Source organism: Halobacillus amylolyticus (genome assembly GCF_022921115.1).
Taxonomy (GTDB): domain Bacteria; phylum Bacillota; class Bacilli; order Bacillales; family Halobacillaceae; genus Halobacillus_A; species Halobacillus_A amylolyticus.
The window spans coordinates 2,953,276-2,979,523 of sequence record NZ_CP095075.1; the positions used below are offsets into that span (position 1 = coordinate 2,953,276).

The following is a 26,248-nucleotide window of genomic DNA, read 5'->3' on the forward strand; positions in this document are numbered from 1 at the left end:
AATAAGATAGTGAAGATCTTTTTTGCGAAAAGGGGGTATTAACATGAATGGGTGGGAGGAAAGCTTAGTTGAAACGTCCCGTGGAACGTTTGAAGTGTTTATGAAAGGGAAGGGACAGCCTCTTTGTGTCACACATCTCTACTCAGAGTTTAATGATTCAGGCGACTATTTTGCCGAGGTATTTACAGATCACCATCGTGTTTGCTTAGTTAATTTACGAGAAACAGGCCGCTCGGCAAAAGCAGCAGAACCCCATCACTTAAGTATGTTTGAATCTGTTTTAGACTTAGAAGCTATTCGGGACATGCTCGGTTATAAAAAATGGGGGGTTGCCGGACATTCTACCGGGGGATGCTTGGCGTTCTATATAGCATTTACTTTTCCGAACACTTATACTTTCAGTTAATTGTAGGGGCGGCTGCAAGAGAGTACATGACCTTTTCGGACCAATGCATTTATAATGAGAATCATCCAAACTTCGCTTTCATGCAAAGCCTTATAGAAAAATTAAAGCACAGCGATTTATCCGAGAACAGACGAAAGGAATTGACCATCGAACGAACGAAGTTATCACTACATAGGCCCGAACTGTATGAAGAACTATTTAATGGACGTTCCCATAAGACAATGTCTGCTGTCCGCATGAATTATTTTGTAAGGGAGCTGCCTATATTTGATGTGACCCGCAAATTGCAATTGGTTGATACACCGACTTTAATTTTATGTGGAAAACATGATGTCCAGTGTCCATTAGAATATTCCCTGGAAATGAATGAGCACATACCCGGTTCTAGGCTTGTCGTGTTTGAAGATAGTAATCATTACCCATTTTTAGAGGAACCAACGAAATTTAAACAGGCTGTCAATCAATTTGCCACTGAGATAAGGAAGGCAGATGATGCGAAAAATTGAAGTCATTCCTTATAAGGCGCAGTGGGCCTCTGAGTTTAAGCAAGAAGCTGCCCTTCTAAATCAAGTCCTTAGTCGGGAAATTGTCTGTATCCATCATATTGGAAGCACGGCTGTTGAAGGATTAAAAGCCAAGCCTGTCATTGATATCATGCCGGTGTGTAAAGATATTTATAGCATTGATGCTTACAACCAAGCTATGGCGGAAATTGGTTATGTAGCAAAAGGAGAGAATGGACTTTCTGGGCGAAGGTATTTTGAAAAGGGTGGTCATCAGCGAACGCACCATGTACATATTTATCAGGAAGGTAATCCTGAGGCAGACCGGCATTTAGCTTTTCGTGATTATTTGAGAACCCACCCTAAAGAAGCTGCGCGATATGGCGGTATTAAAGAAGATTTGGCTCGGCTTTTTCCGTATGATATACAATCCTACATAATGAGGAAGCATATAATTGTGAACGAGATCGAACGTAAAGCACTTGTATGGTACGGCAAATCGTGATTAGAGGAGAGAAGTGATGACTAAAATTAAATCCATTACCTTTATCTTAATCACCCTCACAGCCCTCTCCTTGACCGTTTCCTTTAATTGCCGGTTCCTCGAACAGGCAGTCAACCAGTGTTTGAATAATAGTGGGACTCCTGCAGTTGAACGGGATTTATTGGCGGTTAATTGGACAGTAGCATGCGAGATAGATAAAAAAAGATGAGGGCCTGATTGATTGATATACTATAGTAAGAAACGAAAAGGGGCGAAAGAACGTATGATTCGATTCGGCATAATTGGAACCAATTCTATAACAAAGTTAATGATTGAGGCGGGACAGTATGTGACAGACTTTGAGCTGAAGGCCGTCTATTCCAGAACTGAAGCAAAGGCGAAACAGTTTGCTAAGGAGTATGGAGCAGACCTAACCTTTACATCAGTTGAAGAAATGGCCCAGTGTGAAGAAGTGGATGCCATTTATATTGCCAGTCCTAATTCCTTTCACGCTGAACAGGCTATTACAGTAATGAAACACGGCAAGCATGTGTTGTGTGAAAAACCGATGGCGTCCAACCAGCGTGAAGCAGCCCGAATGGTGGACGCAGCCAAAGAGAATAACGTCCTGCTTATGGAGGCTGTTAAGTCAACATTGATGCCGGCTTTTGCAAGCATCCAAGAACACCTGCATAAAATCGGCAAGGTGCGCCGCTATGTGGGGAACTTTTGTAAGTATTCCTCTCGTTATGATGCATACCGAGAGGGCACAGTACTCAATGCATTTAATCCTGCTTTCTCCAATGGATCGTTAATGGATCTAGGTGTGTATGGGGTGTATCCGATGGTTGTACTTTTCGGAAATCCTAGGTCATTGAAAGCGAATGGTGTTCCACTTGCATCAGGTGTGGATGGACAAGGCAGCATTCTTGCTAAGTATGAAGGGATGGAGGCTGTGGTGACTCATTCGAAGACTAATCACTCTTATGCCCCTTCGGAAATCCAAGGAGAAGAAGGTGTCATGATCATCCCAAACATTTCAGAACCAAAACATGTTGAGATTCGATTTAATAATGGCACCGCTGAAATCCTAGCTAATCAGGGAGAGCTCCCACCAATGTATTATGAGCTACAAGAATTTATTGCCCTTGCTAAAGAAGGCAAGACTCAGTCCGCTGTTAATTCTCATGAAAACACGTTGATTACCGCCCAAATTTTGCAGGAAGCGCGCAGGCAAATGGGGATTAGTTATCCCGCCGATCAGAACTAGAATAGATGTAAACGAACATTCCTATATAAAAGGACGTTCGTTCACGTATAACTAAACCTTTTGTTCCACTTCCTCCTCATTGATTATATCTGCCATCTCGCTTTTTTTCATAATTTCTAGGAATGAAGCGGTGGTTTGGCCGTATGGAGTAATCTGATATTCTACCTTAGGGGGCATTGTTTCGTAATCAATGCGTTCGATCAGCCCATCTTCAATAAGCTTGTGGAGCTCTCTTGATAGGATGCGTGAGGAAATATCCCCATCAATGGAGCGGCGTAATTCATTAAAGCGAACGGCCTCTTCATGAAGCAGCTTCCATAATATGAGGCCTTTCCATTTTCCGCAAACAACTTCCAGCGTAATATCAATTCCTGTTTCTACTTCTTTCACCTAATTCACCCGATCTCACTCTCTATTTTCTTCTCTTCACCGCTTTTTGATAACCTTCTGTGACTCCTTGGGCATAGACCCGGTTTAACACTGTCATTATCTGAGGAATGACTAGGTTGTCAGTGGAACCAGAGTGTTGGCTTAGCAAGTCTACTAATTCCAGAAATTCGTCTGTCACTGGAAAAATGGGCTTAACATTATTCATTTGTGGTTCACCTTCCTCATGATATAGGAAAACATTACTATTATAGAGGGAGCTCAAAAAGTCACCAAATGAAAGAGGCGAGTCTCTACGTTGGCTTGCTTTTGAAGAGCATGAGCACCTGCGTCTACCTACGCCTATTCAAGAAGTAAATTCCTTGGTGCAAGGCAGCGAAGAAGAATATTTTCTGAAGTTGCCTCGCTACTCACATATCATTAAGATTAAGCAGCAGTGGAACTTCTACTAAAACCGTGCACGTCCGTTCATTGGAAAAGAAGGACACTTTTCCTTTGTGCGAGGTCGATTCGGAGAAAGTTTCCTTGATGCTCAAAACTATGCCGCCTCGATCTTCTTGCGATGCATAGGACGTGGCGATCTTGTCGACCTTCTAATTTGGCAACTTTTTGAACACTCCTTATAATTTTATGTCGTTTTCCATATCACCACAAGTACTTACAATATTGTAACTGCCCAACTATTTACTTGTTCAACCCTATGGATAGAATATTTGTTGGGGATAGTTACCCGTAAACAATTTCTCAGTTTTCTCTCTATCCTGTATAATAATAGGAACTTTCAGACATATCGGAGGACATCTTATGCAAAAGGTTTTTTCGTATGCATCTACATATAAAAGGTCCGCAATCATTGCCATCTTTTTAATGCTTATTGAATTGGTTGTTGAACTCGTGCAGCCCTTAGTAATGGCAAAAATCATAGATGAGGGAATTTTACAGGAGAATTATACGGTTGTCTCGATTTGGGGAGGCCTACTTGTTGGATTCTCTTTACTTGCCTTTGCTGCAGGCGTGATCAACTCATTTTTTGCTGCTAGAGTCAGTCAAGGTGTTGGATATGATATAAGGCGTGATATTTTTAAAAAAGTACAGGAGTTTACAACGACTAACTTTCAAGTTCATTCTACGCCCGGTCTTGTCACGCGAATGACGAGCGATGTGCTTCAAATTCAAAATTTGGTCCACGTGATGATGAGGATTGCGTTGCGAGCACCGTTATTTATCATCTTTGCCCTGGTGATGGCTTTTACGATTCATTTTGAATTAGCTTTAATTCTAGTTGTAACTGTCCCACTGCTCGGTGCTTTTTTATTTTGGGTGTTGACGAAAGGGGTTAAGCTGTTCAGGCTTGTGCAAAACAAACTTGATAGCGTCAATACAGTGATCCGTGAGAATTTAACGGGGATCCGTTTAATCAAAGGCTTTAATCGCGGTGAATACGAGGAGGATCGCTTTCACAAGGTCAATCATTCTTTAATGGGGGAAAATAAACGCGCGCTTTGGCTGATGGAGTTAGCCATGCCTGTTGTTATGCTAGGGATGAATATCATCATTCTCATCGTTCTATGGGTGGGGGCTACCCAACTTAACTTTGGAAATGCTCAGGCAGGGGAAATTGTAGCAATTATTAATTATGCGACTAGAATTATGTTCACCTTTTCTGTCTTTTCCTTTTTAATTATGGTTTTTTCAAGAGGAAGTGCCTCGGCTAATCGGATTACAGAGGTCCTTGATGAAGAGACACCTGATTTTCTCCATGTTATCAATGGTGTAAAACCTGAGCTTAAGGGTCACATTCACTTTCAAAATGTTTCTTTTTCACGTGATGGGCGTGAGACACTTGAGGATATTAGTTTTCAAGCCAGAGCAGGGGAAACGATTGGTATTTTAGGAGAGACGGGGTCAGGTAAAACGAGCTTGCTTCAGCTTATTCCAAGGCTATTTGACAAATCGTCCGGTCAGATTTTCCTTGATAACATTGATATAAGCGAGTTTGATGTGAAACATCTGCGCAGGCAGATTAGTCTTGTGCCGCAGGAAATCCATTTGTTCTCAGGGAGTATTGCAGAAAATATCGCCTGGGGCAAAGAGGATGCGACTATGAGAGAAATTACAGAAGCAGCCAAACAAGCTCAAATTCACTCCTTTGTGGCCCAACTGCCAAATGGTTATGATACCCGCCTTGGGCAGAAGGGCATTACGTTCTCAGGTGGACAAAAGCAGCGGTTATCGATTGCAAGGGCACTAGTCCGAAATCCGAAGATCCTCATTTTGGACGACAGCACAAGTGCACTTGATGCCCATACGGAGGCGCGCCTCATGCACTCAGTAAATCAGCAAGATTGCACCGTTCTCATGGTAGCTCAGAAAATTAGCTCACTTAAAGCAGCAGATAAGATTTTGCTGCTTCATGATGGGAAACTGATCGCTGAAGGCAGTCACTCGACATTGTTACACGAAAGCCCTTATTACGAACAAGTATATCAATCTCAACAGGAGGAAGTGATGTAATGGCTGGTCCTGATAAACAAGGGCGCACACCCGTTCAACGCCACCAGGGCATCGGTACTGCGCCTCCTAAAGTAGATGAGATGAAAGCGACCCTAAAGCGGATTTTTGGCTATATGGTCCGTGAGAAAAAGCTTTTCATGCTTGTGCTGGGGATTATTTTCGTAAGCTCAGCCCTTTCATTGCTCGGCCCCTTTTTACTTGGTGTAGCCGTCGATCGTGTCATAGCTAGTCCGACCACGGACACATTAATAGTTATGCTTGTTTTGTTGTTAGGTGTTTATTCATTTCACTCGCTGTTTTTATGGTTGCAAAATTACTGGATGATCGGCATTGCCCAACATACGGTCTATGCCATGAGAAAGCATTTATTCTCCCATTTGCAGCGACTGCCGATCTTATTTTTTCAAGAACGTCAACAAGGTGAATTGATGAGCCGGTTAACAAATGACATGGAAAATGTCAGCCGTACATTGAATGTGGCTGTCATTCAATTTGTTACGAGCATCCTTACCATTTCAGGAACAATTGTGATTATGTTCTGGCTCAGCCCCTTGCTTGCGTTGCTGACACTTACGATTGTTCCTGTCATGTACTTTGGAATGAAATGGATTACAAAGAGGACGGGGCAGTTTTTCAAGGACCAACAGAAGCATCTTGGGGACATGAATGGCTATGTAGAGGAGATGTTTTCAGGTCAAAAAATTATCGCGATGTTTTCACGTGAAGACCATGTGATTGCTGATTTTAAGGAGAAAAATGAAGCCTTGAGACGGTCAGGTTATTGGGCCCAAACCTACTCTGGTTTTATCCCTAAGTTGATGAATATGCTGAACAATGTCAGCTTTGCGATTATTGTTGGAGCGGGAGGACTGCTTGCCTTAAGCGAAGCAATTTCAATAGGTGTCATCGTAACATTTACAACCTATTCCCGACAGTTTACTCGCCCGCTGAATGATCTGGCCAACCAGTATAATATGATTCTATCAGCAGTGGCCGGGGCAGAACGTGTTTTCCAAATAATCGATGAAGCGGAAGAAAAGCAAGATGAGGAGGAAGCGGATGATATAGCTTCGATGACTGGAGAAATCGAATTTCGCTCAGTTGATTTTTCCTATGGTGACGAACAAGATACGCTGACCAACATTAATTTTCATGCCAATCCAGGCGAAACCGTAGCCTTAGTCGGTCCAACAGGTGCAGGTAAGACAACGATCATCTCACTCCTTTCGCGCTTTTATGAAACAAAAGGCGGACAGATTTTAATTGATGGAAAAGATCTGAAGACGATCAGCCGTGACAGTTTACGTCGCCAAATGGGAGTGGTGCTTCAAGATTCCACCATGTTTCACACAACCATTCGCGAAAATCTACGCTATGGCCGTTTGGATGCTACAGATTCCGAAGTCGAACAGGCAACAAAAGCTGCTCACGCTCATGAGTTTATCGTAAAGCTTCCCCAAGGTTATGACACCGTACTCGATTCAGATGGAAAAGGTGTCAGTCATGGTCAGCTTCAATTACTTTCGATTGCTCGTGCCATGCTCGCTGACCCAGCATTGTTGATTTTGGACGAGGCTACAAGCAGCATCGACACAGTGACTGAAATGAAAATTAATGATGCTTTGACTAAGTTAATGAAGGGGCGCACCAGTTTCGTCATCGCACACCGGCTGAACACGGTTCGATCAGCTGACTTGATCGTAGTGTTGCAGCACGGTGAAATTGTTGAACAAGGTAGTCACCGTGAGCTTTTGGGGCAAGAGGGTTTTTATGCAGAGTTGGTAGAGGCACAGCAAATGGAGAGACGGGGGTTGATGTAACCCGCCCGTTTGCAGAATTCGCAGCTATTTTTTGATTTTCACGGACAAATCGAGAAAATAGCGGCTAAATTCAATTTTTAGCGGCCAATTTGGAAATATCGCGGCTAAGTTAGGTTTTGTACGGGTGAAAAGTTGAGAGGGAGAATCAATATGATTATTCGACGAGCTAATCATGGAGATGAAAGAGGGATTGCCCAAGCCTGCATTGCAGGGGACGAGTTTACTTACCCGCGATATCATTCCTTCAAGTTATGTAGATCAATACTTAGAAGAGGTGATTGGTAAATGGTACACAGAAGAGAGAATTGCTAAAGGAATTGTTGACGTGGGCCGTGAGTGGAACGGTTGGTTTGTTGCTCAACAAGGTGGGGAAATGTTGGGATCTATTGGTGGGGGGATGCACGATGAGATCACTTCAGAGGTGTACGTCCTATACCTCCATCCAGGGAAAAGAAATGGTGGAATTGGAACAAAGCTTCTAGAAATACTAACTGAGGTTCAGCGAGGATACGGTGCTACAGAACAATGGGTTTCGGTGCTAAAGGGAAATCATTATGGCTTTCCTTTTTATGAAGCAAGCGGGTTTCCTTTTTAAAGGGAAGAGCTATCAAATGATACCGATCCTAATCAAGAGTTATATTCTTTGAGATTGAGCGGGAAATTTAGGGAGCGTTTTCTTTTTATTGAATAGAATAAATTGTATGAGCATAACAGGGTAAAAGGGTCGGTATAATGTGTTATATTCAATATAGATACTCTAATATAAAAACGATTTCTTACTCTCAACACCAAAGAGAATGACTCGAAGCTCAATCAGAAAGGAGTCTGATCCCATGAGTAAAATTTATGTTTTACACGAAAATGACGAATGGACAAATCATTTAACAAAACGTCTACAGGAACTAAAGCTGCCATTTGAGGTATGGCACTTGGATCAAGGAAACATCGACTTAACTAGTGAGCCTCCAGAAGGCATTTTTTATAATCGTATAAGTGCCTCTTCACACACAAGAGATCACCGTTTTGCCCCAGAATTTACAGAAGCCGTGCTTGCTTGGCTTGAGCGACACGGACGTACGGTTGTAAACGGAAGCCGTGCGCTTCGGCTAGAAGTAAGTAAAGTGAATCAATATATGGCCCTAAATGAGACCGGCATTACGCCACCGAAAACGATCGCATCTGTTGGCAAAGATCAGATTATTAGCGCTGCCAAAAAGCTGGACTTAGTTCCCTTCATTACTAAACATAATCGTGCAGGGAAAGGGCAAGGTGTTCAATTGTTCCATTCCATCGAAGCACTGAAAGAGTATGTATATGGGGATTCATTTGACGAACCCGTCGATGGGATTACACTTGTTCAGCAGTACATCGAAGCACCAGAGCCTTATATTGTACGTCATGAATTTGTCGGCGGAGAATTTTTATATGCTGTAAAAGTAGATACATCTGAAGGCTTCGAATTATGCCCGGCTGATGCATGCACCATCGATGACATTTATTGCCCAACAGGTGAAGAAGAAACAGGTGGGGCTAAATTTGAAATTTTAGATAACTACCACCCTCCGATCCTTGAACAATATGAGAAGTTCTTGCAGGAAAACAATATTCAAGTTGCTGGTATTGAAGCGATTCAGGATCAAGACGGACAACTTTATACGTATGATGTGAATACGAACACGAATTATAACTCTGATGCTGAGGCTAGAGCAGATGTTTATGGTATGCTTGCTCTTGCCAAATATTTAGGGCAGCAGTTGTCTTCTCTTCAAAAAGTGTAATTTTCTGCTTATAAGGAATGTGGACTAAATGTTAGATCCACAGATTTGTTTAGAGAAAGCAATGGCCCGACTCATTATGTCGGGCCATTGCTTTTTTCGACAGAATGAATATATTGATAGTATCAAGCCTGGTCAAGGCAGGAAAGTTAATGAAGAACACATATGAGGTACCCGCACCTATCCTCAAAAATTTCTTTGAATACTTAAGTTATTTGGAAACGAACCAAGTTAAATTAACGAAAGCCAGACAGCATCTCCCCCGAAAAGGACCTGCTTGCGATGTATGCCGATCTAACTGATGTGGACGATGAGATTCCGAAAAATCCAACCCAAATAGATATTCCAATTTTACATTTTTTATACCACCTTTTAAAAGAGCTTGTTCCTAAAAACAGGCAGAAAGCGCCAAAGGATATTGACTTCTTATTTGATATTCTTGAAGTCTATCCGGCCAATCATCCAATTAAAGTTAGTCAAACGGATAGACTAGAAGATCTTTTGAAAGACTATGCTTACTTCTTACACTATTTTACTTATTTTGGGCTGTGGACGTTTGAAATTGACAAGTTTTAAACCGAGCAACTACATAGCGCCTCTTTTGTTAAAGAGCTAAAACTATCTGATTTGTTTAAACAGGCAGCTTCAAGACTCATTGATGGAAACGTGGAAAGAACCTGTTAACACGACTTTCGGAGCTGCAGCACATTTGTTTCATTAATGGGTCTCCCTGGGGAGGACGATAACCAGGTGGGGGATGAAATAGAAAGACTCTTTCCATTATTAAAGAGAATGTATCCATCATGGGAGCTAAACAAAACTTTATTAAGGAAGAGGGACGAGTTTATTGACGGAACATTTGTTTTCAAAGTTCAATCCTACCCTTCCCTCCTCATACATTGGAGCTATTAGGTACGCAGACTCTTTTGGAACTCCATCACGCTATTCAGCAAATCTTTGATATGAGCGACGACCACCTATACGCTTTTTATATGGATGGCAAGAAATTCGGTGAACAAAGGTTATCACTCCCATAGTGAAAGTAGAGGACCTTTTGTGAACGATAAAAAGATAGGTGATTTAGGTTTGTATGAGGGAGGGAATTTCTTTACTTGTATGATTTCGGAGCTAAATGGGAATTCAATGTTGAAGTTATAAGGATTTAGGAATTAAAGTGAGCATTGAAAATAGTCACATTCGCGGCTAAATCCTGTGTTTCCGTGGCTATTTCGAAAGTATCTGAGGGAAATCGGCTTTTTCATAAATAAAAAAATAATAGACAAGTTCCTATGGTTTGGTTGCATAAGCATAAGTAAACAAGCCATGGGAGGGGTCACATTGAAAGTATTATTTCTTACAAAGCGGAAAATTGGATTTTTTCTCGGTGTTCTAGTGCTTGGAGCTGCTGCATTTTTTATAGGAAATTCATTATGGTGGAATGACACAACACCTACACTATCGGAGTCAGTAAATGCAGAAACGCGAGTGATTAATCTAGTTACAGGAGAATTCAAATCCAAAACAGCTGACGGAAAAGAACTAGAAGCCTACCGCTGGGATCCAGGAACAATTTATGTTGAAAAAGGTGAGCAGTTTAGGTTAAGTATCTATGGAGTGAATGGCAAGGAGCATCCGTTTACAATTGAGGGAACAGACGTGAAGGGCGTGGTCAAAAAGGGCGAAGAAACAATCGTCGATCTTAAGTTTGATGAAGAAGGTGTATATCGACTCATTTGTCAAACACATGCCGACATTCAATCCAATGGTCCAATGATTGCTTATATCGTTGTTGACTAATGTAGATTGTAGATTGCGAGTCTCCTAGCATTAAAGAACGACAGAATGTGAATCTAATTTTATGGTATTATTAATTATAGATGATTACAGAATGGATCTAGACCTCACCCATTGAACCAGCAGGCCAATAGGGAGGTCTATTTTATTATCCATTTTTGAGGAATAAAGTGAGCAGCCACGTGCATGTGAATGCAAAGATTAGGGGGCAAGAGATGATGACCAACGATAATTATATGATCATTCCCACACCATCGGATTTTAACTTTGAAGAATGTTTAGTGTATTTAAACAGATCTAATCAAGAAGTACTTCATCAAGTTGAAGGAAAGAAGCTAACCAAGCCCCTCAAAATAAATGAATCTCTTATTCTGCTTAAGATGACAAGCGGAGATGATGCTTTAACCGTTGAGTTTCCTTTTGATAAACCAAGTCTAGAAAAGTGTGTAGCTGTAGAGTCTTACATATGTAACTGGTTTGACCTAGGAAGAAATCTAGAGAGTTTTTATAAAATGGCACACGAGGACTCTATCCTAAACAACCTCGTCCTAAAACACTCTGGATTACGCATCGTTGGAATTCCAGATTTGTTTGAGGCTCTGACTTGGGCTGTCATCGGACAGCAAATCAACCTCACCTTCGCCTACACACTTAAGAAGAGGTTTGTTGAGTTTTTTGGTGAAAGGGCCGAGCATCAGGGCGAGGAATATTGGCTTTATCCTAAAAGTGAAACCATCGGATCCCTCACAGTTAATGATTTAAAAGAGCTGCAATTTACAACTAGAAAAGCAGAGTATGTAATAGGGATCGCCAAAGCAATAGTTTCCCGGGAAATAACGAAGGAGGAGCTTTTGCAAATGGATTATTCCGATATGAAAAAGAGATTAATGATGCTGAGAGGCGTAGGGGAATGGACGGCAGACTACGTCATGATGCGATGTCTCAACCAAACCTCGGCCTTCCCAGCAGCCGATATTGGCCTACACCATGCGTTAAGAAAACAACTCGGATTAGATCGTAAACCTTCGACGGAATATGTTGAAAAACTATCAAGGAATTGGGGGGATTGGCGAGCATATGCAGCCTTTTATTTGTGGAGGTCTCAATATGGATAAACCAAGTACACTGGATCCCCTTCCTACAGAGGTTGGGATTTTGGAAATCCAAAGGTAGAATGTAGTCCTAAAAAGTAAATTATAGGGTTATGCAGTTAATCTTTCGGGAAAAGATGGTTGTTGAAGTATGCAAAGTCTATGAAATGAGAAAATATAAAATATATTATTTAATCTTAAAGAGAACAAGAACTGCAAAGGGGATGTTTCAGACTATGGACGGAAAAGAAAAACGTTGGAAAGAGAGGTTTGAGAATTTCAAACGGTGTTATAAACTTTTGGATAAATAATCCAATAAAAATATTAAAACAGAATTGGAGAGAGCAGGAGTCATTCGATTTTTTGAAGTGACGATTGAATTGGCGTGGAAGGTGCAAAAAGACTATCTGGAATCAGAAGGGCATCTCGTTAGAAGTCCAAGAGCAACGATCAAACAATCCTATCAAGATGGTTTGATTGAAGATGGTCACACTTGGATGGATGCATTAGATAAAAGAAATTCAACAACACATACGTATGATGAGGTGTTGGCTGAGAAACTAGTTAATGAAATCATACAAAGGTTTCTCCCCGCCTTTAAACAATTATATATAACTCTGCGGGAGAAACTTTAGTTATGTATGGGTTACTGGAAAGAGACCTGGATTATATGATGCAAGCTTTTAAAAGTCTTACGGAAATTGAGACGGTTCGTTTATTTGGAAGTCGGGCCATGGGAAATTACAAAAAGGGATCAGATATAGATCTAGCTGTTTTTTGGGCCCATGTAACCAGTCGTACTATTTTTAAGCTGACTGAGTTATTAGAAGAAGTGTATCCTCTCCCTTATTTTTTTGATATTGTTCATTATGAATCGATAACAAATGCAAAGTTTAAGGAGTGTATAGATCAACAAGGGGTAGATCTATTCAAACGTGTATAATAAACTCACCCCACTGGTGTATAGTAATAACTTCCACATAGGAATAAAAGTCATGATTGAAACTATACCGTCTGGATAGTATAGTCATAGTCATAGTCGTAAATCTTTTATTAAAAGGAGATTAGTATGGGCAGAAATTCTAGGAAAGTAGAAATTCTTCATGCTGCATCTAAAATTGTTAGTGATAAGGGTATTTTTAATTTAACCTTAGAAGCGGTAGCCGAACAGGCGGGAATTAGTAAAGGCGGCTTGCTCTATCATTTTCCATCGAAGGAAGCGTTAGTTAAGGGAATGGTGGAACATTTAGCTAGTAATTATCAAGAGAAGATCAGTCATAATGCTGAATTAGATCCAATTGAAAAAGGAAAATGGACACGCTCCTTTTTGAATGTAACGTTTAATCAAAGTTATGAAAATAAGGATATGAACGCTGGGTTACTTGCTGCTAAAGCGGTAAACTCGGATTTGCTTCATCCAATTCGTGAGGCCTATTCGAATTGGCAGCATGAAATTGAGAATGACGGATTAGACCCCATTAAAGCAACGATTATTCGTTTAGCCATTGACGGGATTTGGCTATCTGAACTGTTTGATATTTATCAGATTGAAGAGGATAAGAAAGATGAAGTGTACAGAAGATTGAAATCATGGGCAGAAGAGGAATGAGCTCCATCCATTAGGGTGGAGCTTTTTTTGTTGCTTAAAAAGGTTAGCGCTTCGGATATTTTGGTGAACGCTCACAAATAGGTGCCAAGCGCTCGGAAAATAGCTTTAGGCGCTCACAAAAGTGACTAACCGATCACTTTTTCTTTCTAAACGCTCATCGCTTGAAACTTTAACAAGAAAACAAAACATTTAATTAAATTTTTTAAATAAAATATTCAACTTGTTTAGTTTTTTCTGTACAGATGTGAAGCGCTGATATGAAAGGGTATATAGAATTTTTATTGTATTGTAATAATGCTCAGGAACGTTTATAGACGTGAATAATCACTTGAAACGTAACCGTCTGGATGGTACAGTTTTATTTGTATTTAGAAACCGTCTGGATGGTATAGTAATTAACTTTTATAAATATAGACAAACATTTTAGGAGGAAAACACGATGAATAATAAAGTGTTATTAACAGCAGCTGTTACAGGTGCAGGTGATACAACGCAAAAAAACCCTCATGTCCCGGTAACACCGAAAGAAATTGCTGATTCGGCGATCGAGTCTGCTAAAGCTGGGGCTACGGTAGCGCATGTCCATGCTCGTGACCCGCAAACGGGTGGGATTAGCCATAACGTTGATCATTATCGTGAAATTGTCGATCGCATTCGCGAATCGGATACAGATGTCGTTATTAATATTACATCAGGTGGCGGCGGTGATTTTATTCCGAGTCTAGCCACGCCAGCTGCTGGCGGTGATGGTACGGATATGCAGACACCGGAAGAACGTCATGCACCTGTGGGGCAATTGCTTCCTGAAATGTGTACGCTTGACTGCGGCAGTACGAACTTTGGAAATATGATTTATCTAAGTCCGACAGATTGGCTTCGTGAGCAAGCGAAGCTCGTTCAAGCAAGCGGTGTAAAGCCAGAGCTTGAATGCTTTGACACTGGTCATGTGCGTTTTGCTAAGCAATTAATTAATGAAGGTCTTGTTGATGGAGATCCGATGTTCCAATTTTGTCTCGGCATTCCTTGGGGGCAGAGGCAGACGCAGAAACGATGCTTTATATGAAGAATCGGTTACCTGAAAATGCTCACTGGTCCGCGTTTGGTATCGGACGCATGCAAATGCCGATAGCGGCACAGGCAGCTATGTTAGGCGGCAATGTTCGGGTTGGTTTAGAAGACAATATTTATTTGAAAAAAGGTGTTATGGCACGAAATGACCAACTTGTTGATAAAGCAGTCGATATGCTGCACGGAAATGGTATAGAGATTATGACACCACAAGAAGCTCGCGAACAATTTAATCTGCGTAACCCTCATGAAGGAGGAAAATAACTATGGCTATGAACAGAACAATTAATAATATTACAGTAGTTGGAACAGGAGTCATCGGGAATGGCTGGATCGCTCGCTTTCTAGCTCAAGGCTATGATGTCGTTGCCTTTGACCCAGCTGTTGGTGCTGAAGAGCGCACTCGTAAAGCAATTGACCATGCCTGGACATCATTGGAACAGAGAGGACTTGCTCTAGGAGCTTCAAAAGATCGTTTGCGTTTTATCAATACCATGGAAGAAGCGGTAGCTGAGGCTGATTTCATTCAGGAAAATGTTCCTGAACGTGAAGATCTGAAGAAAAGTGTTCTGGGAAACATTGATCGCTATGCAAAACCCGAAGCCATTATTGCATCAAGTACTTCTGGAATTATTCCGACTACATTGCAATCGAATTTACAATATCCAGAGCGGTTCATCGTAGCTCATCCATTTAATCCTGTTTATTTACTTCCTTTAGTAGAGGTTGTAGGCGGAGAATCTACTGATGCAGCTATTATTAAAGAGGCGTGTGGACTTTTTGAAAAAGTTGCCATGAAGCCGCTTGTTATTCACAAAGAAATCGATGGTCACGTTGCTGACCGTTTAATGGAAGCTCTTTGGCGTGAAGCACTGCACTTAGTCAATGATGGTGTGGCAACGACGGAGGAAGTTGATACAGCAATCATTTATGGTGCTGGTTTGCGCTGGGCGCAAATGGGTCCGTTCTTAACATTCCACTTGGCCGGGGGTGAACAAGGGATGCGCCATATGCTTGAGCAATTCGGCCCAGCCCTTAAACTCCCATGGACGAAGCTCAAGGCTCCAGAGCTTACAGATGCCTTAAAAGAACGAGTCATTGAAGGGTGTGAAAGTTACGCAGGTAATCAGTCTGTTGCGGATCTTGAACACAAACGAAATGAGTTTCTAGTTAAACTGCTAGATTTAGTTGAAGAGTATTGGCCTGAGTCCAAAAGTCTTGTGAAAGAATAAAAAACTCATAGATGGAGTGATGAATATGCCAGAGTCAGCGTTTAATTATCAGGATCATGTGCATAAGGAATGGGTGGATTACAACGGTCATATGAATGATGCCGCATATGCAGCTATTTTCAGTCACGCGGTGGATTATTTCATGGATTACATCGGTTTAGATGAAAAAGCTCGTGAATCGTTTGCTTATACTATTTTCACATTAGAGACACATCTTTGCTATTTGAAAGAAGCCCATGAAAATGAAAAGATTCACGTTTCTGTTCAATTAATAGACGATGATGCAAAGCGTCTTCACATCTTTTTTGTAATGAAAAATAATCACGGGGACACGCTGGCTACAAGTGAGCAGATGCTAATGGGAATGAGTACGGCTGAAGGGAGGCCCGCTTCGTTTCCTGAATCAGTCTCTCAAATGATTAAGCAAATACGACAAGCACATGAACATTTAGAAACGCCTAAACAAGTGGGCAGACAGATTGGTATTAAGCGATAAGTCATCACTTGATCGGGATAAAAGAGGAGAATGTTTATGAATAAGATCGAAGTCAAAAATATGACGAAAATCTTTGGTTCTCATCCTAAACAAGGCTTGAAACGTTTAGATAATGGGGAACAGAAGGATCAAATTTTAGAAGAAACAGGTTTGACGGTTGGAGTGAACCAAGCTTCATTTGACGTTAAGCCTGGAGAATTCTTTGTGATTATGGGGCTGTCAGGAAGTGGGAAATCAACATTGATTCGCCTGGTGAATCGCCTGATTGAGCCAACAGCTGGTGAAGTCTATATTGACGGAGACGATATTACAAAAATGAACCAGGCCTCCTTGATCGAAACACGACGCAAGAAATTAGGGATGGTTTTTCAAAAGTTTGGTTTATTCCCCCATCGCACAGTATTAGCTAACGTAAGTTATGGACTAGAAATACAAGGAATGAAAAAAGAGGAACGAGAAGAAAAGGCGCAGAAGTCGATTGAGGATGTTGGCTTGAAAGGGTATGAAAATAGCTATCCTGATCAATTGAGTGGCGGGATGCAGCAGCGTGTAGGCCTTGCTCGTGCCCTTGCCAATGATACTGACATCCTGTTGATGGACGAAGCTTTTAGTGCCCTTGATCCTCTCATCCGTAAAGAAATGCAAGATGAGTTGCTTCATTTACAGAAAAAGTTGGGCAAAACGATTTTATTTATTACCCATGACCTGGATGAAGCATTAAAACTTGGTGATCGTGTCGCCATTATGAAAGATGGACGCATCGTACAAGTAGGTACTTCTGAAGAAATCCTAGAGAATCCAGCGAACAAGTATGTATCTAATTTTGTGAAAGACGTAGATCGCTCCAAAGTACTGGAAGCTCATCATGTCATGCAGAAGCCTGAAGTGTTAACAACGTATAAAGATGGTCCACGTGTGGCTGTCCGCAAGATGGAAGAGGCGGGTGCTTCCAGCATTTTCGTTGTCGATAAAGAGGATAACTTCAAAGGCTTGTTAACAATTGATGATGCTATTGAAGCGTACAACAAAGATATTCCTTTAGAAAAAGTCCTAAAAGAAGATGTACATGCGACCTTACCCGAGACACCACTTAATGAGCTGCTCGGGATTGCAGCAGAGACGAAGTATCCAATTGTTGTACAAAATGAAGGCAAGCTAGTTGGGATTATCTCACGTGTTTCTATTCTTTCAGGACTTGTGCTTGGAAAAGAAAAAGATGAGGTGAATGAATCATGAATTATTTCTACTTGCCTTTAGAAGAGTGGACGAATTCTTTTGTGAATAATTGGCTGCTCCCTGTGTTGGGTGGATTTTTCAATCAAATTAGTAAAGGCCTTGGAGCATTTATTACGGGTGTGACCGATTTACTCATTGCCGTTCCCCCAGAGATTATTGCCATTGTACTGATTTTACTAGCTTGGAGGACTGCTGGTAAGGGCATAGCATTATTTACGCTGATCGGTTGTATTTATTTAGGCTCTGTCAATCTATGGGATGGTGCGATGCAGACAGTTGCCGTCGTGATTGTCTCGACATTACTATCAATCATTGTCGGTGTACCTGTGGGGATAGTAAGTGCAACCAATTCAATAGTCGATAAGATCACCCGTCCGATTCTCGACTTTATGCAGACATTGCCTAGTTTCGTTTATTTAATTCCAGCAATATTACTATTTGGACTTGGCGGTGTCCCGGCGGTGATTTCAACATTTGTATTTGCTACCCCGCCAGCGGTTCGTATGACGAGTTTAGGAATAAAACAAGTTCCTGCCGATGTGGTTGAGGCCTCAAAGGCTTTCGGTTCTACACCAAAGCAGTTGCTTTTCAAAGTACAACTGCCTATGGCTGTACCAACGATTATGGCGGGAATCAACCAGACGATCATGTTAGCCCTGTCGATGGCGGTTATTGCCTCAATGATCGGTGCGCCAGGACTTGGATCAACTGTTCTATCAGGGATATCAACAGTTAACGTCGGACTTGGCTTAACAGGTGGTTTAGGCATTGTTGTGTTAGCGATTGTTCTTGACCGAATTACTCAAGGATTAGGTCAAAAAGTATAAATCAAAAGGAGAAGGTTACTAATGAAAAAGATTTTATTAGGTATTACGACAACACTACTACTAGCATTTATCGTCGGCTGTTCAGCTGAAAAAGAAGCAAGCAGCAGTGAAGCTTCAGATGAGAATGGCAAAGATAAGACGATTACTTTTGGTGTGACACCGTGGACAAGTACTGTCCCTCCAACTAAAATCGCCGGACTGATTTTAGAAGATATGGGTTATACAGTTGAGGAAACAAAGGCAAACGTTGGCGGTGTATTCATGGGATTATCCCGTGGAGATCTTGATGTGTTCATGGATGCATGGCTTCCTATGCACCAGGTGCACTTGGATAAATTCGGAGATAAACTAGATGACACAGCTGTAAGTTATCCGAAAGCAGAAACTGGCTGGGTCGTACCGACGTATATGAAAGATATTAATTCGATTTCCGACTTAAAAGGAAAAGAAGACCTGTTTAATAACAAAATGTATGGAATTGAAGAAGGGGCAAGTGCAACGAAAGAGTCTAACGAGATCATTAAGGCTTACGGGTTAGATATGAAACAAGTGAACTCTTCTGAAGGTGGTATGATCGCACAGGCGTCCCGTATGATGGCCCAAGAAAAGCCAGTCGTATTTTATGGTTGGCGGCCACACACGATGTTTAACAAATTTGATTTGAAAGTACTCAGCAATGACCAAGGATTCTTTGGTTCTTCTTCTGTTCACGTCATTACTAACAATAAACTGAAGGAAAAAGCACCAGATGCCTATGAATTCCTAAGCAACTGGAGTATTTCTATTGACGAAGTTGAGGCAATGATTGTGGAAATTGAAGAAAACGGCAAGGATGCTGAAAAAGTCGCTCGCGAATGGATTAACAACAACCAGGACAAAGTCAACAAAATGTTGGGTAAATAATGGTTTATGAGAGGTCTGTAGTCAACTGCAGGCCTCTCTTTTACATAAGAAAGGATGACTATTCGATGCAAGAAAACGAGCGAATCATTGTACAAAAAGATGTTTCATGTACTTTGAGAGATGGCACGATATTATATGCGAATATTTATCGTCCTAGTGTAAGGGGGTCTTACTCAGTTTTACTGACAAGACATCCTTATAACAAAAACCTTCCTGATTTCTCTCATCGTTATGTTGACCCATTTAGGTTGGTGGAAGCGGGGTTTATTGTCATCATTCAAGATGTACGTGGGCGCTTTGCGTCTGAAGGTTACGATATCGTCGAGTGGGCTTCCTCAACTGCCCTATAGTAATGGGAAAGTAGGAATGTTTGGCTTGTCTTACTATGGATTTACACAGTTGTACGCTGCTGTTGAACACCCTCCTGCGTTAAAAGCAATCTTTCCTGCAATGACGGGATATTGAACTTCCCATTATTCCTATAAGGTAATGTCTCATTTTGAGAGATATTGACATTGTTTGTAGAAGATGTTGATTTATTTTAAATAAGTAATCATAATAATACCGTTGTGTTTTGAGACTAACGATCTAGGTTAACCAATTAAATCCATGGGAGGAAGAAAATAGATGACTAAAGTCATAGAACCTGTCCGATATGATTTAGCAACAGCGATTTCAGTTAAAAAGAAAAAGATGATTGAACTAGGTATGAGGTATGGATTGGCAGATAAAAGAACAATAAAATGCAGTCAGCAACTTGATGATCTTTTAAATAGATATACAAATGTAAAACATCAGTCATATGAAATTATTTAAGATAGAAGCTTTTATTGAGTATAAGCTGCAAGGCCGTAATATTATTATGTACAGTAGAGTAAACACCTTGGCTTGAAGTCCTCACGTGAAGAATGGCGCCGATTATCAATTGACATACTTAAATTAGAAGGATTGTCAGCAACACCATTGAATAAACCCCAAAGATACTTAAGGTTAATTTCATCATCACACTCCTATGTTGGAGAATGCTACCCAACACTACACCTACGATAATGCGTTGAGAATTTTGGTACGTAGTCTTCCCTTCAACCTCATGAATTTTTGCAAAAGAGGATGGCTTGCCTAAGAAAAGAGCCCAAGTAATAAGTTAAGAAACAGGTTTAGTTGGTAACAGACGAATTTTCCTTCTATTACGGTTTCAGGTTGACCTCGTCCTTCTAAGTCAGCTTCTGCTTACAACTTCTAAATTTCTTCTTTTATGTTTAATGGATAATGGAATCAATTTCATAATTTAGGTCCCATTGCCCAAGGGATTCAAAACGTAAAAAGAAGCCCCTCAAGTTTAGTCAAATTTTTTAAATCATTTTTATTAGGTTAAGGGCAGTAATCCGGAAGACTCCATCTCGAGATAGGTTTCCGTTGCCTTGGATGGAGAAGGAGGTCCAGGAAATCACACGCTTTCCGTAGGCATGCGCTGAGTCTCCTCGGACTCCGTCGAGGCCACTGAAAAAGTCTATTTAAAGAAAAAATACTATATATTGGTGGTTACCTCCTTTTAATTTTCTGTATGTTGATTGATTTCATTGTTACTTTCTGAAAAAATCAGTTCTTCAGTGGCCTCACTCCGTCCTCCGGGGTCTCACCTGTCATGTTCATCCCCAGGGAGTCTCGCCATTTCCCCGCCATTTCCCGGACCTCCTTGTGTTTGTGAGAAAAACGGAAACACTTCAGGTTCACAAGTCACCCAAACGACAGAAGAACTTCTTATCAGAGAGAGGATAATCTTCTTGTGATGCAGTTATTATGCCATATCATGGTGGATGAAACCCTCTGAACATGGGAGACTCATTCGGACTACGAATGGCTCCGTTCATCACTTTTCGGAAAAGAGCCTTCTATTCTGCCAGTCTTTGGTGTTTTAAAAAGAGCAATTATGAAATTGATTATATAAATATTTGGCTACTCAACAAAAAGTACCTGGTAGGTAAGGGGGATTTTAAGTAAATGGAAGATATTCCAAAGTCTATGTGTTATATTTTGTAAAACTAAAATAACCTAATGCGTACTAAAAGGAGCCTATTATGGCTCCTTTTAGTATGTTGAGGGGGCTTCACTTTTTTGAAAAGTTAATATACTATAGTTATATTCCAAAAAAATCCTTTTGGTCTTATAGAGATCTTATGAAAAGGAGAGATGGTGTGAGATATGTTGTTCGCTTTTTTATCATCATTACTACTATTCTTATCATCGGTGGCATCACTAGTTTATTTCAAAACGGTATTAATATCGATATAACTACATTTTTTTCAAATATGAAAACACTCATTTCTCTGATATTCAACCCCTTAGATCTAACTTTTCGGACCACCTCATCTATTCATGCCACCGAATACCCTGTCTTTCCTCAATTTTTTGAGTACTATGGTTATTCGTTGTTTATGCTGTTTTGCGGTCTCTTATTATCTTTGATCCTCTCCCTGCTATTAACGGTCCTTACACTCCATCTTTCCATTAAGAAACGTGAATTCGTTTTGTGGGTATCAAATTTATTTGAGTCTCTTCCTGACATTTTTGTTATTGTCATTGCTCAAGTCACGTTTGTTGCTATTTATAGAGAAACGGGTCTTTTAGTATTTCAGGTGGCAGGAGCATCCGACAGGCCCTTCATGCTCCCACTGCTCACGTATTCGATCTTACCTACGATCTTTCTTTTCCGCACGTTGATCATGATCTTTGAGGAGGAATTAAAACGACCTTACGTCGAATTGGCTAAAGGGAAAGGAATGACACGCACATACATACTGTTGCGCCACGTTTTTCGTAATGGGGTTACAAGTCTAGTTAATCATTCCAAAATGGTCATAGCTTTCATGATTTCTAACCTAATTATGCTTGAAATTCTATTTAATTCTTATGGTATGACATGGTTTGTTATCAATCATCCAACATTTGAAATAGCAACCATCAGTATGATCCTCTTATTTATCCCTATTTATATTGTAGAGTGCATCGTCCAACAGGTTAGAAGAAGGTCGATAGGGGAGGGGTGAAGTCGATGAAGTTGTTAAAAAATAAGTCGTTTATGGTTGGATTCTTATTTATTTTCTTAATGGTGTTAGGAAGCCTGATGTATGGTTGGTTATTTGATAATGCTATTCCGACGGCAGAACTTCGCTATACAGAGGATGGGGTAAAACGGCCGCCATATTCTCCTGCTGAATATCCGCCATTTGGAACAAATAATATGGCGCAAAGTCTATTTCATATCATTTTGATTGGTGCGAAATATACACTTGGGATCGCTTTTGGAATCGCTATTCTAAGGTTTACTTTTGCCACGATGATTGGTACGTTATCTGAGGTTTACTTACCAAGACTAACTGCAAAGCTACAACATTTTTTAGAAGGATTTTATTACTTTCCCGTCACACTCATTTCTTTTCTCGTTCTAGAGTGGATTTTATTCCAGGATGGATTTGACGGTCCCAATAGGGATTTCACTTATAGTTTCGAAACCAGAATTATTTTCGAGTTGGTTGTATTAGTGATTGTGGCGCTTCCGATTACGTCAACGTTAATCGCCAAAGAAGTGAAGCAAATCAGGCAAATGGAGTTCATGGACAGTGTCCAAATACTAGGTGGCAGCCGCTTCCATATTATAAAAAAACACATCTATCCCTTTCTTAAACCACAGCTTGTGGTGATCTTACTTAGAGAGGTCATCCAAGTACTAATCCTATTGGCGCACCTTGGTATCCTGGGGATCTTTTTTGGAGGGGGGCAAATGGCGGTTGATATCTTTGATAATTCTATATTTGTATCGCTTTCTAATGAATGGTCAGGATTAATTGGAGAAAATTACACCTTTTTATTTACTCCTTTTTGGTGGATCGCCCTCGTTCCGATTATTATGCTTACACTTGCGGTACTAGCGGTAAAACTGATGCTCGAAGGTTATCAAAGAGTAATAAATAGTAAGGAAAAGAGGGAAACGAAGAAGCAGAGTGAACAAGAAATAAATGTTACAGATGAAACGTTGTTTAAGCGTGTGTCGAATAATAGATAAAATCATCCGAGGGGGATTTTTAGATGAAAATTAAAGCACGACTTCCTCTAATCATCATGACATTTGGCATTGTTGCTGCTATTGTAGAAAGTGGATCATATCCATTTCTAATGAATAGCATATACATATTCAAAGGGTTGGTAATTTTAATAGTCACGGGGGCTATTTGCTATAGCTTTGAAAAATTGAAAATGAATGATGTCGAGATTCATTTACTCACAGCTGTCTTAATTGTGATGGGAGGAATAATGGTCGATTCTACTATCTTCTAGCCAGAGGAAATAATAAAGAAAAAGCCCACAGCGTATTAAGTGAGCCTTTTCCTAAACCGGATCATATCTAATGCCTGAATTCCGTCCTCATAAATAGGTTCAGGATAGCTGGTGAAAAAGTCCTTGTAAATAGCATCGATTCGAAAGCCGGCTTTTTGATAAAAAGCCATATTGGCTATACTTGAGTTAGCAGTCCCGACAACCATGTCATGAACCCCTTTATCTTTGTACAGCTTGAAAGCTTTTTTTACTACAAGTTTTCCTAAGCCCCTTCCCTGATAACTGGAATCGATAGCAAAGTTCTTCAGCTCAACGCTTAAAGGAGAAGAGAAAGTAAACAGACAAACTCCGATAGTTTTGTCATTATACTCAATGGAGTACATCTCTCCTTCATTGATGTATTCTTTAATGATGTCTTCCGTTTCATCTGCCAGAAGAAGATACGGTAAATAATCGTTTCTGTTCTGAACAGGAGTTAACTTAATTGAATCAGCCATATGGCATACTCCTCACTGGATAGTTCCTCTTTTAGTCGAATAAAATCTTGATCGCTTAGTTCGAGTCAGTTCACTTTAGCCTTCTTCTCGTTAACATCATTACGAATGAAGAAAAAATTTGTTTCAAACGTGTTAAAATAAAAGAAATGGGGAAGGTATTTGATACAAATTATCATAGCAATACGTAAGGGGAGGTGTAAGAGTAATGCAAAAGAAAGTTTCGCTTGCAGGCTGGCTGTTGTTCGTAATTGGTGTCGGCTTTTGGGTTTCTGATATACAAACCCCACTTTTTGACATAGACTCCGTTTTTGTAGGCATTGGAGCTGTATTGCTGCTAATCTCTGGGTTATGAAGATAAAAAACCAACAAAATGAATGACCTTTCTTAACTATTATCCCTACCTTTCCTCTCTTAATAAATCCAGCGTTGGCCACCAGGTGGATGGTTCAGTTGACTGAAACCTCAAACCCTTCAACTTTAATAAGAACAAGCCCTGTTGTACTGTTATGGAAATAATGGCCAGCCCCTGATCAACCCCTTCATACCATTTATCCACTTTTCTTACACCCAAATTCACTTCGTACCATTTCTTCAACCGTTCTAAGTTCGTTGCGGGATAAATATACTGCCAATTTGAAATATAATGATCACTCCTTTTTTCTTCTTACCTTGAATAAATTTCATAATTTAAGACCCTTGTGCCCCTCAAAATTAGCTGCAGACCGTATCAATGCACACTGATATGAACAACAGGCTGGATTAATTTCCTTAGACTCTAGTTTGGCGTAACAGTGACTCCACTGCGGCATCACGAACACCTTCATAACAATAACCTTTACGAATAGAGTATTTTAAAAAACAAGAACTCAACATTCGGCTCGTCTTTGTATTTTTTAAAAGCGCAATAATGAAATTGATTCACCTTATTAACGATTCTAACGAAATTTAAGTTTCAGGAAGGAAAAAAGATTTTTAAGAAGAAAGTCTAAACTAATGAGGGAAAATGAGTAAAAAAGGATTGGTGTACATGAAAATAAAACCGTTTACTAATACGGATAAGGATCTAGAAGCGATTGTGGAAATTTACTGCTAGTCCTTTCAAGAGGAAAACGCAGAAATAGTCCTGCAAACAATAATCAAGCATTCTACATATGAAGGAATCTCAGGGATAAAATATGTAAATGAGAGTAGAAAAGTATTAGGTTTTGCTTATGGATATTCCTCTCTGCCAGGTCAATTTTACCGAGAAAAATTACAATCGCAGTTGAATGCAGAGGAACGAATTCATTGGCTGGACAACTGTTTGAATTTGTAGAACTGGCTGTGGCCCCTGGCCGTAGAAAGAAGGGCATTGGACGTATGCTTCATGATGAATTATTAAAGACCACAAATCACGCCACTTCCATCTTGACTACATCTACTGATAATCTCCCAGCGATCCAATTGTATAAGCAGTGCTCCTGGCAAGTTGTGAAAGACTGTGCAGCCGTCATTCCTAATCTTCCTCCCTTAGTGATCATGGGAAAAGAACTGTGGAAAGAGGAAGTTAAATGAATGATGTGCGTAAGTAGTTCACGGCTATGCATAATCAATTTTTGATAGAGTGGTCTAAAGCCTTGGAAAACGGAGATACTTCTACCATCGAGAGAATGTCACCAGACTACTATGTTACCTTCTTCTCTGAAAATCAGCTTCCTGAGTATTTTGATGGCAAGGAAGCTGTAGAAGGGATGCGTGCTTCTGTAGCATCCGCTCGTGGCTTTACAAAGGCATATGATAACAGAACTATCCGAATGAGAAATAAAGATAATGTCGTGGGATTCTATGAACAAGTACTTCTTAACAGGGAACAGGAAGAGGTCAGCCGACTGTTTACGATAGAAAACTGGTGCAAAGCGGACGAACAGTGGATTTTAGTAAGAGAGGTAGAAGAGAAAATATAAACCATACTTTAAATAGCCGCCTCCCTAGGCTTGTTACCGCCTTCTTAGGAATATGGTA

Annotated in this window: 31 protein-coding genes and 2 pseudogenes; 29 read left to right on the plus strand and 4 right to left on the minus strand. The window is 40.5% G+C overall.

Going from position 1 to position 26,248, the window contains the following annotated elements; genetic code table 11:
• Nucleotides 1-43 precede the first annotated feature (43 nt).
• The 3 genes and pseudogenes from MUO15_RS15205 to MUO15_RS15215 all read left to right on the plus strand — a co-directional run bounded on the left by MUO15_RS15205 (nt 44) and on the right by MUO15_RS15215 (nt 2,663).
• Nucleotides 44-912: pseudogene (locus tag MUO15_RS15205) on the plus strand (alpha/beta fold hydrolase).
• Nucleotides 899-1,414: a GrpB family protein gene (locus tag MUO15_RS15210; RefSeq protein ID WP_245030431.1), complete on the plus strand. Its 516-nt coding sequence runs from the start codon at nt 899-901 to the stop codon at nt 1,412-1,414. Before MUO15_RS15205 ends, MUO15_RS15210 begins: the two are co-directional and overlap by 14 nt.
• Nucleotides 1,415-1,676: 262 nt before the next feature.
• The gene (locus tag MUO15_RS15215; RefSeq protein ID WP_245036051.1) at nt 1,677-2,663 is read left to right on the plus strand and encodes a Gfo/Idh/MocA family protein; all 987 of its coding nucleotides are present in this window, start codon (nt 1,677-1,679) and stop codon (nt 2,661-2,663) included.
• Nucleotides 2,664-2,714: 51 nt separating this feature from the next.
• Here MUO15_RS15215 and MUO15_RS15220 read toward each other — a convergent pair whose 3' ends face one another.
• Both MUO15_RS15220 and MUO15_RS15225 read right to left on the minus strand, forming a co-directional pair.
• Nucleotides 2,715-3,053 carry a winged helix-turn-helix transcriptional regulator gene (locus MUO15_RS15220; protein ID WP_245030432.1) on the minus strand — a complete coding sequence of 113 codons (339 nt, stop codon included), beginning with the start codon at nt 3,051-3,053 and terminating at the stop codon, nt 2,715-2,717.
• Nucleotides 3,054-3,075: 22 nt separating this feature from the next.
• Entirely contained in the window at nt 3,076-3,258 is a 183-nt protein-coding gene (locus MUO15_RS15225; RefSeq protein ID WP_245030438.1) for a hypothetical protein, read from the minus strand.
• Nucleotides 3,259-3,854: 596 nt separating this feature from the next.
• Here MUO15_RS15225 and MUO15_RS15230 point away from each other — a divergent pair.
• The 23 genes and pseudogenes from MUO15_RS15230 to MUO15_RS15330 all read left to right on the plus strand — a co-directional run bounded on the left by MUO15_RS15230 (nt 3,855) and on the right by MUO15_RS15330 (nt 23,750).
• Nucleotides 3,855-5,564, plus strand: coding sequence for an ABC transporter ATP-binding protein (locus tag MUO15_RS15230; RefSeq protein WP_245030440.1), 1,710 nt, complete (start codon nt 3,855-3,857; stop codon nt 5,562-5,564).
• Entirely contained in the window at nt 5,564-7,384 is a 1,821-nt protein-coding gene (locus MUO15_RS15235) for an ABC transporter ATP-binding protein (RefSeq protein WP_245030442.1), read from the plus strand. Before MUO15_RS15230 ends, MUO15_RS15235 begins: the two co-directional genes overlap by 1 nt.
• 172 nt (nt 7,385-7,556) lie before the next feature.
• Nucleotides 7,557-7,979 (plus strand): GNAT family N-acetyltransferase, encoded by a 423-nt coding sequence (locus MUO15_RS15240; RefSeq protein WP_245030444.1) that lies wholly within the window; start codon nt 7,557-7,559, stop codon nt 7,977-7,979.
• 238 nt (nt 7,980-8,217) lie between these two features.
• Entirely contained in the window at nt 8,218-9,162 is a 945-nt protein-coding gene (locus tag MUO15_RS15245; RefSeq protein ID WP_245030446.1) for an ATP-grasp domain-containing protein, read from the plus strand.
• 279 nt (nt 9,163-9,441) lie between these two features.
• Complete coding sequence (locus tag MUO15_RS15250; protein ID WP_245030448.1) at nt 9,442-9,735, plus strand: hypothetical protein; 294 nt, start codon at nt 9,442-9,444, stop codon at nt 9,733-9,735.
• Between the two features lie 323 nt (nt 9,736-10,058).
• Nucleotides 10,059-10,196, plus strand: coding sequence for an IS1096 element passenger TnpR family protein (locus MUO15_RS22205; protein ID WP_396266256.1), 138 nt, complete (start codon nt 10,059-10,061; stop codon nt 10,194-10,196).
• Between the two features lie 301 nt (nt 10,197-10,497).
• The gene (locus MUO15_RS15255; protein ID WP_245030449.1) at nt 10,498-10,956 is read left to right on the plus strand and encodes a cupredoxin domain-containing protein; all 459 of its coding nucleotides are present in this window, start codon (nt 10,498-10,500) and stop codon (nt 10,954-10,956) included.
• 212 nt (nt 10,957-11,168) lie between these two features.
• Complete coding sequence (locus MUO15_RS15260) at nt 11,169-12,068, plus strand: DNA-3-methyladenine glycosylase family protein (RefSeq protein ID WP_245030451.1); 900 nt, start codon at nt 11,169-11,171, stop codon at nt 12,066-12,068.
• Nucleotides 12,069-12,367: 299 nt separating this feature from the next.
• On the plus strand, nt 12,368-12,679 hold the full coding sequence (locus MUO15_RS15265) for a nucleotidyltransferase substrate binding protein (RefSeq protein ID WP_256464192.1): 312 nt from the start codon (nt 12,368-12,370) through the stop codon (nt 12,677-12,679).
• Between the two features lie 2 nt (nt 12,680-12,681).
• Nucleotides 12,682-12,987 carry a nucleotidyltransferase family protein gene (locus MUO15_RS15270; protein ID WP_245030455.1) on the plus strand — a complete coding sequence of 102 codons (306 nt, stop codon included), beginning with the start codon at nt 12,682-12,684 and terminating at the stop codon, nt 12,985-12,987.
• Between the two features lie 126 nt (nt 12,988-13,113).
• On the plus strand, nt 13,114-13,653 hold the full coding sequence (locus tag MUO15_RS15275) for a TetR/AcrR family transcriptional regulator (protein ID WP_245030456.1): 540 nt from the start codon (nt 13,114-13,116) through the stop codon (nt 13,651-13,653).
• 439 nt (nt 13,654-14,092) lie between these two features.
• Nucleotides 14,093-14,985, plus strand: a pseudogene (locus MUO15_RS15280) (3-keto-5-aminohexanoate cleavage protein).
• A gap of 2 nt (nt 14,986-14,987) precedes the next feature.
• On the plus strand, nt 14,988-15,953 hold the full coding sequence (locus tag MUO15_RS15285) for an L-carnitine dehydrogenase (RefSeq protein WP_245030457.1): 966 nt from the start codon (nt 14,988-14,990) through the stop codon (nt 15,951-15,953).
• A gap of 25 nt (nt 15,954-15,978) precedes the next feature.
• Nucleotides 15,979-16,449: a thioesterase family protein gene (locus MUO15_RS15290; protein WP_245030458.1), complete on the plus strand. Its 471-nt coding sequence runs from the start codon at nt 15,979-15,981 to the stop codon at nt 16,447-16,449.
• 36 nt (nt 16,450-16,485) lie between these two features.
• Entirely contained in the window at nt 16,486-17,685 is a 1,200-nt protein-coding gene (locus MUO15_RS15295; protein WP_245030459.1) for a quaternary amine ABC transporter ATP-binding protein, read from the plus strand.
• Nucleotides 17,682-18,512 carry an ABC transporter permease gene (locus MUO15_RS15300; protein WP_245030460.1) on the plus strand — a complete coding sequence of 277 codons (831 nt, stop codon included), beginning with the start codon at nt 17,682-17,684 and terminating at the stop codon, nt 18,510-18,512. Before MUO15_RS15295 ends, MUO15_RS15300 begins: the two co-directional genes overlap by 4 nt.
• Before the next feature lie 21 nt (nt 18,513-18,533).
• Complete coding sequence (locus tag MUO15_RS15305; RefSeq protein ID WP_245030461.1) at nt 18,534-19,415, plus strand: glycine betaine ABC transporter substrate-binding protein; 882 nt, start codon at nt 18,534-18,536, stop codon at nt 19,413-19,415.
• A gap of 65 nt (nt 19,416-19,480) precedes the next feature.
• Nucleotides 19,481-19,765 (plus strand): CocE/NonD family hydrolase, encoded by a 285-nt coding sequence (locus MUO15_RS15310; RefSeq protein WP_256464137.1) that lies wholly within the window; start codon nt 19,481-19,483, stop codon nt 19,763-19,765.
• Between the two features lie 16 nt (nt 19,766-19,781).
• A complete protein-coding gene (locus MUO15_RS21725) occupies nt 19,782-19,880 on the plus strand; it encodes a CocE/NonD family hydrolase (protein ID WP_256464138.1) in 99 nt (32 codons plus the stop codon).
• A 162-nt stretch (nt 19,881-20,042) separates the two neighbouring features.
• Complete coding sequence (locus tag MUO15_RS15315) at nt 20,043-20,231, plus strand: aspartyl-phosphate phosphatase Spo0E family protein (RefSeq protein ID WP_245030462.1); 189 nt, start codon at nt 20,043-20,045, stop codon at nt 20,229-20,231.
• 1,379 nt (nt 20,232-21,610) lie between these two features.
• A complete protein-coding gene (locus tag MUO15_RS15320) occupies nt 21,611-22,462 on the plus strand; it encodes an ABC transporter permease subunit (RefSeq protein WP_245030463.1) in 852 nt (283 codons plus the stop codon).
• Between the two features lie 5 nt (nt 22,463-22,467).
• Nucleotides 22,468-23,478 carry an ABC transporter permease subunit gene (locus MUO15_RS15325; RefSeq protein WP_245030465.1) on the plus strand — a complete coding sequence of 337 codons (1,011 nt, stop codon included), beginning with the start codon at nt 22,468-22,470 and terminating at the stop codon, nt 23,476-23,478.
• A gap of 23 nt (nt 23,479-23,501) precedes the next feature.
• The gene (locus tag MUO15_RS15330; protein WP_245030467.1) at nt 23,502-23,750 is read left to right on the plus strand and encodes a hypothetical protein; all 249 of its coding nucleotides are present in this window, start codon (nt 23,502-23,504) and stop codon (nt 23,748-23,750) included.
• Between the two features lie 35 nt (nt 23,751-23,785).
• Here the strand turns inward: MUO15_RS15330 and MUO15_RS15335 are convergent, their stop codons facing one another.
• Nucleotides 23,786-24,247 carry a GNAT family N-acetyltransferase gene (locus MUO15_RS15335; protein WP_245030469.1) on the minus strand — a complete coding sequence of 154 codons (462 nt, stop codon included), beginning with the start codon at nt 24,245-24,247 and terminating at the stop codon, nt 23,786-23,788.
• A gap of 205 nt (nt 24,248-24,452) precedes the next feature.
• On the opposite strand from MUO15_RS15335, the gene MUO15_RS15340 reads away from it, so the two are divergent.
• Nucleotides 24,453-24,599: a hypothetical protein gene (locus MUO15_RS15340; RefSeq protein ID WP_245030471.1), complete on the plus strand. Its 147-nt coding sequence runs from the start codon at nt 24,453-24,455 to the stop codon at nt 24,597-24,599.
• A 45-nt stretch (nt 24,600-24,644) separates the two neighbouring features.
• Here MUO15_RS15340 and MUO15_RS15345 read toward each other — a convergent pair whose 3' ends face one another.
• Nucleotides 24,645-24,803 (minus strand): hypothetical protein, encoded by a 159-nt coding sequence (locus MUO15_RS15345; protein WP_245030473.1) that lies wholly within the window; start codon nt 24,801-24,803, stop codon nt 24,645-24,647.
• A 731-nt stretch (nt 24,804-25,534) separates the two neighbouring features.
• On the opposite strand from MUO15_RS15345, the gene MUO15_RS15350 reads away from it, so the two are divergent.
• Nucleotides 25,535-25,801, plus strand: a complete 267-nt coding sequence (locus MUO15_RS15350; protein WP_245030475.1) for a GNAT family N-acetyltransferase — start codon at nt 25,535-25,537, stop codon at nt 25,799-25,801.
• 26 nt (nt 25,802-25,827) lie between these two features.
• A complete protein-coding gene (locus MUO15_RS15355; protein ID WP_245030478.1) occupies nt 25,828-26,190 on the plus strand; it encodes a hypothetical protein in 363 nt (120 codons plus the stop codon).
• The last annotated feature ends 58 nt before the right edge of the window (nt 26,191-26,248 follow it).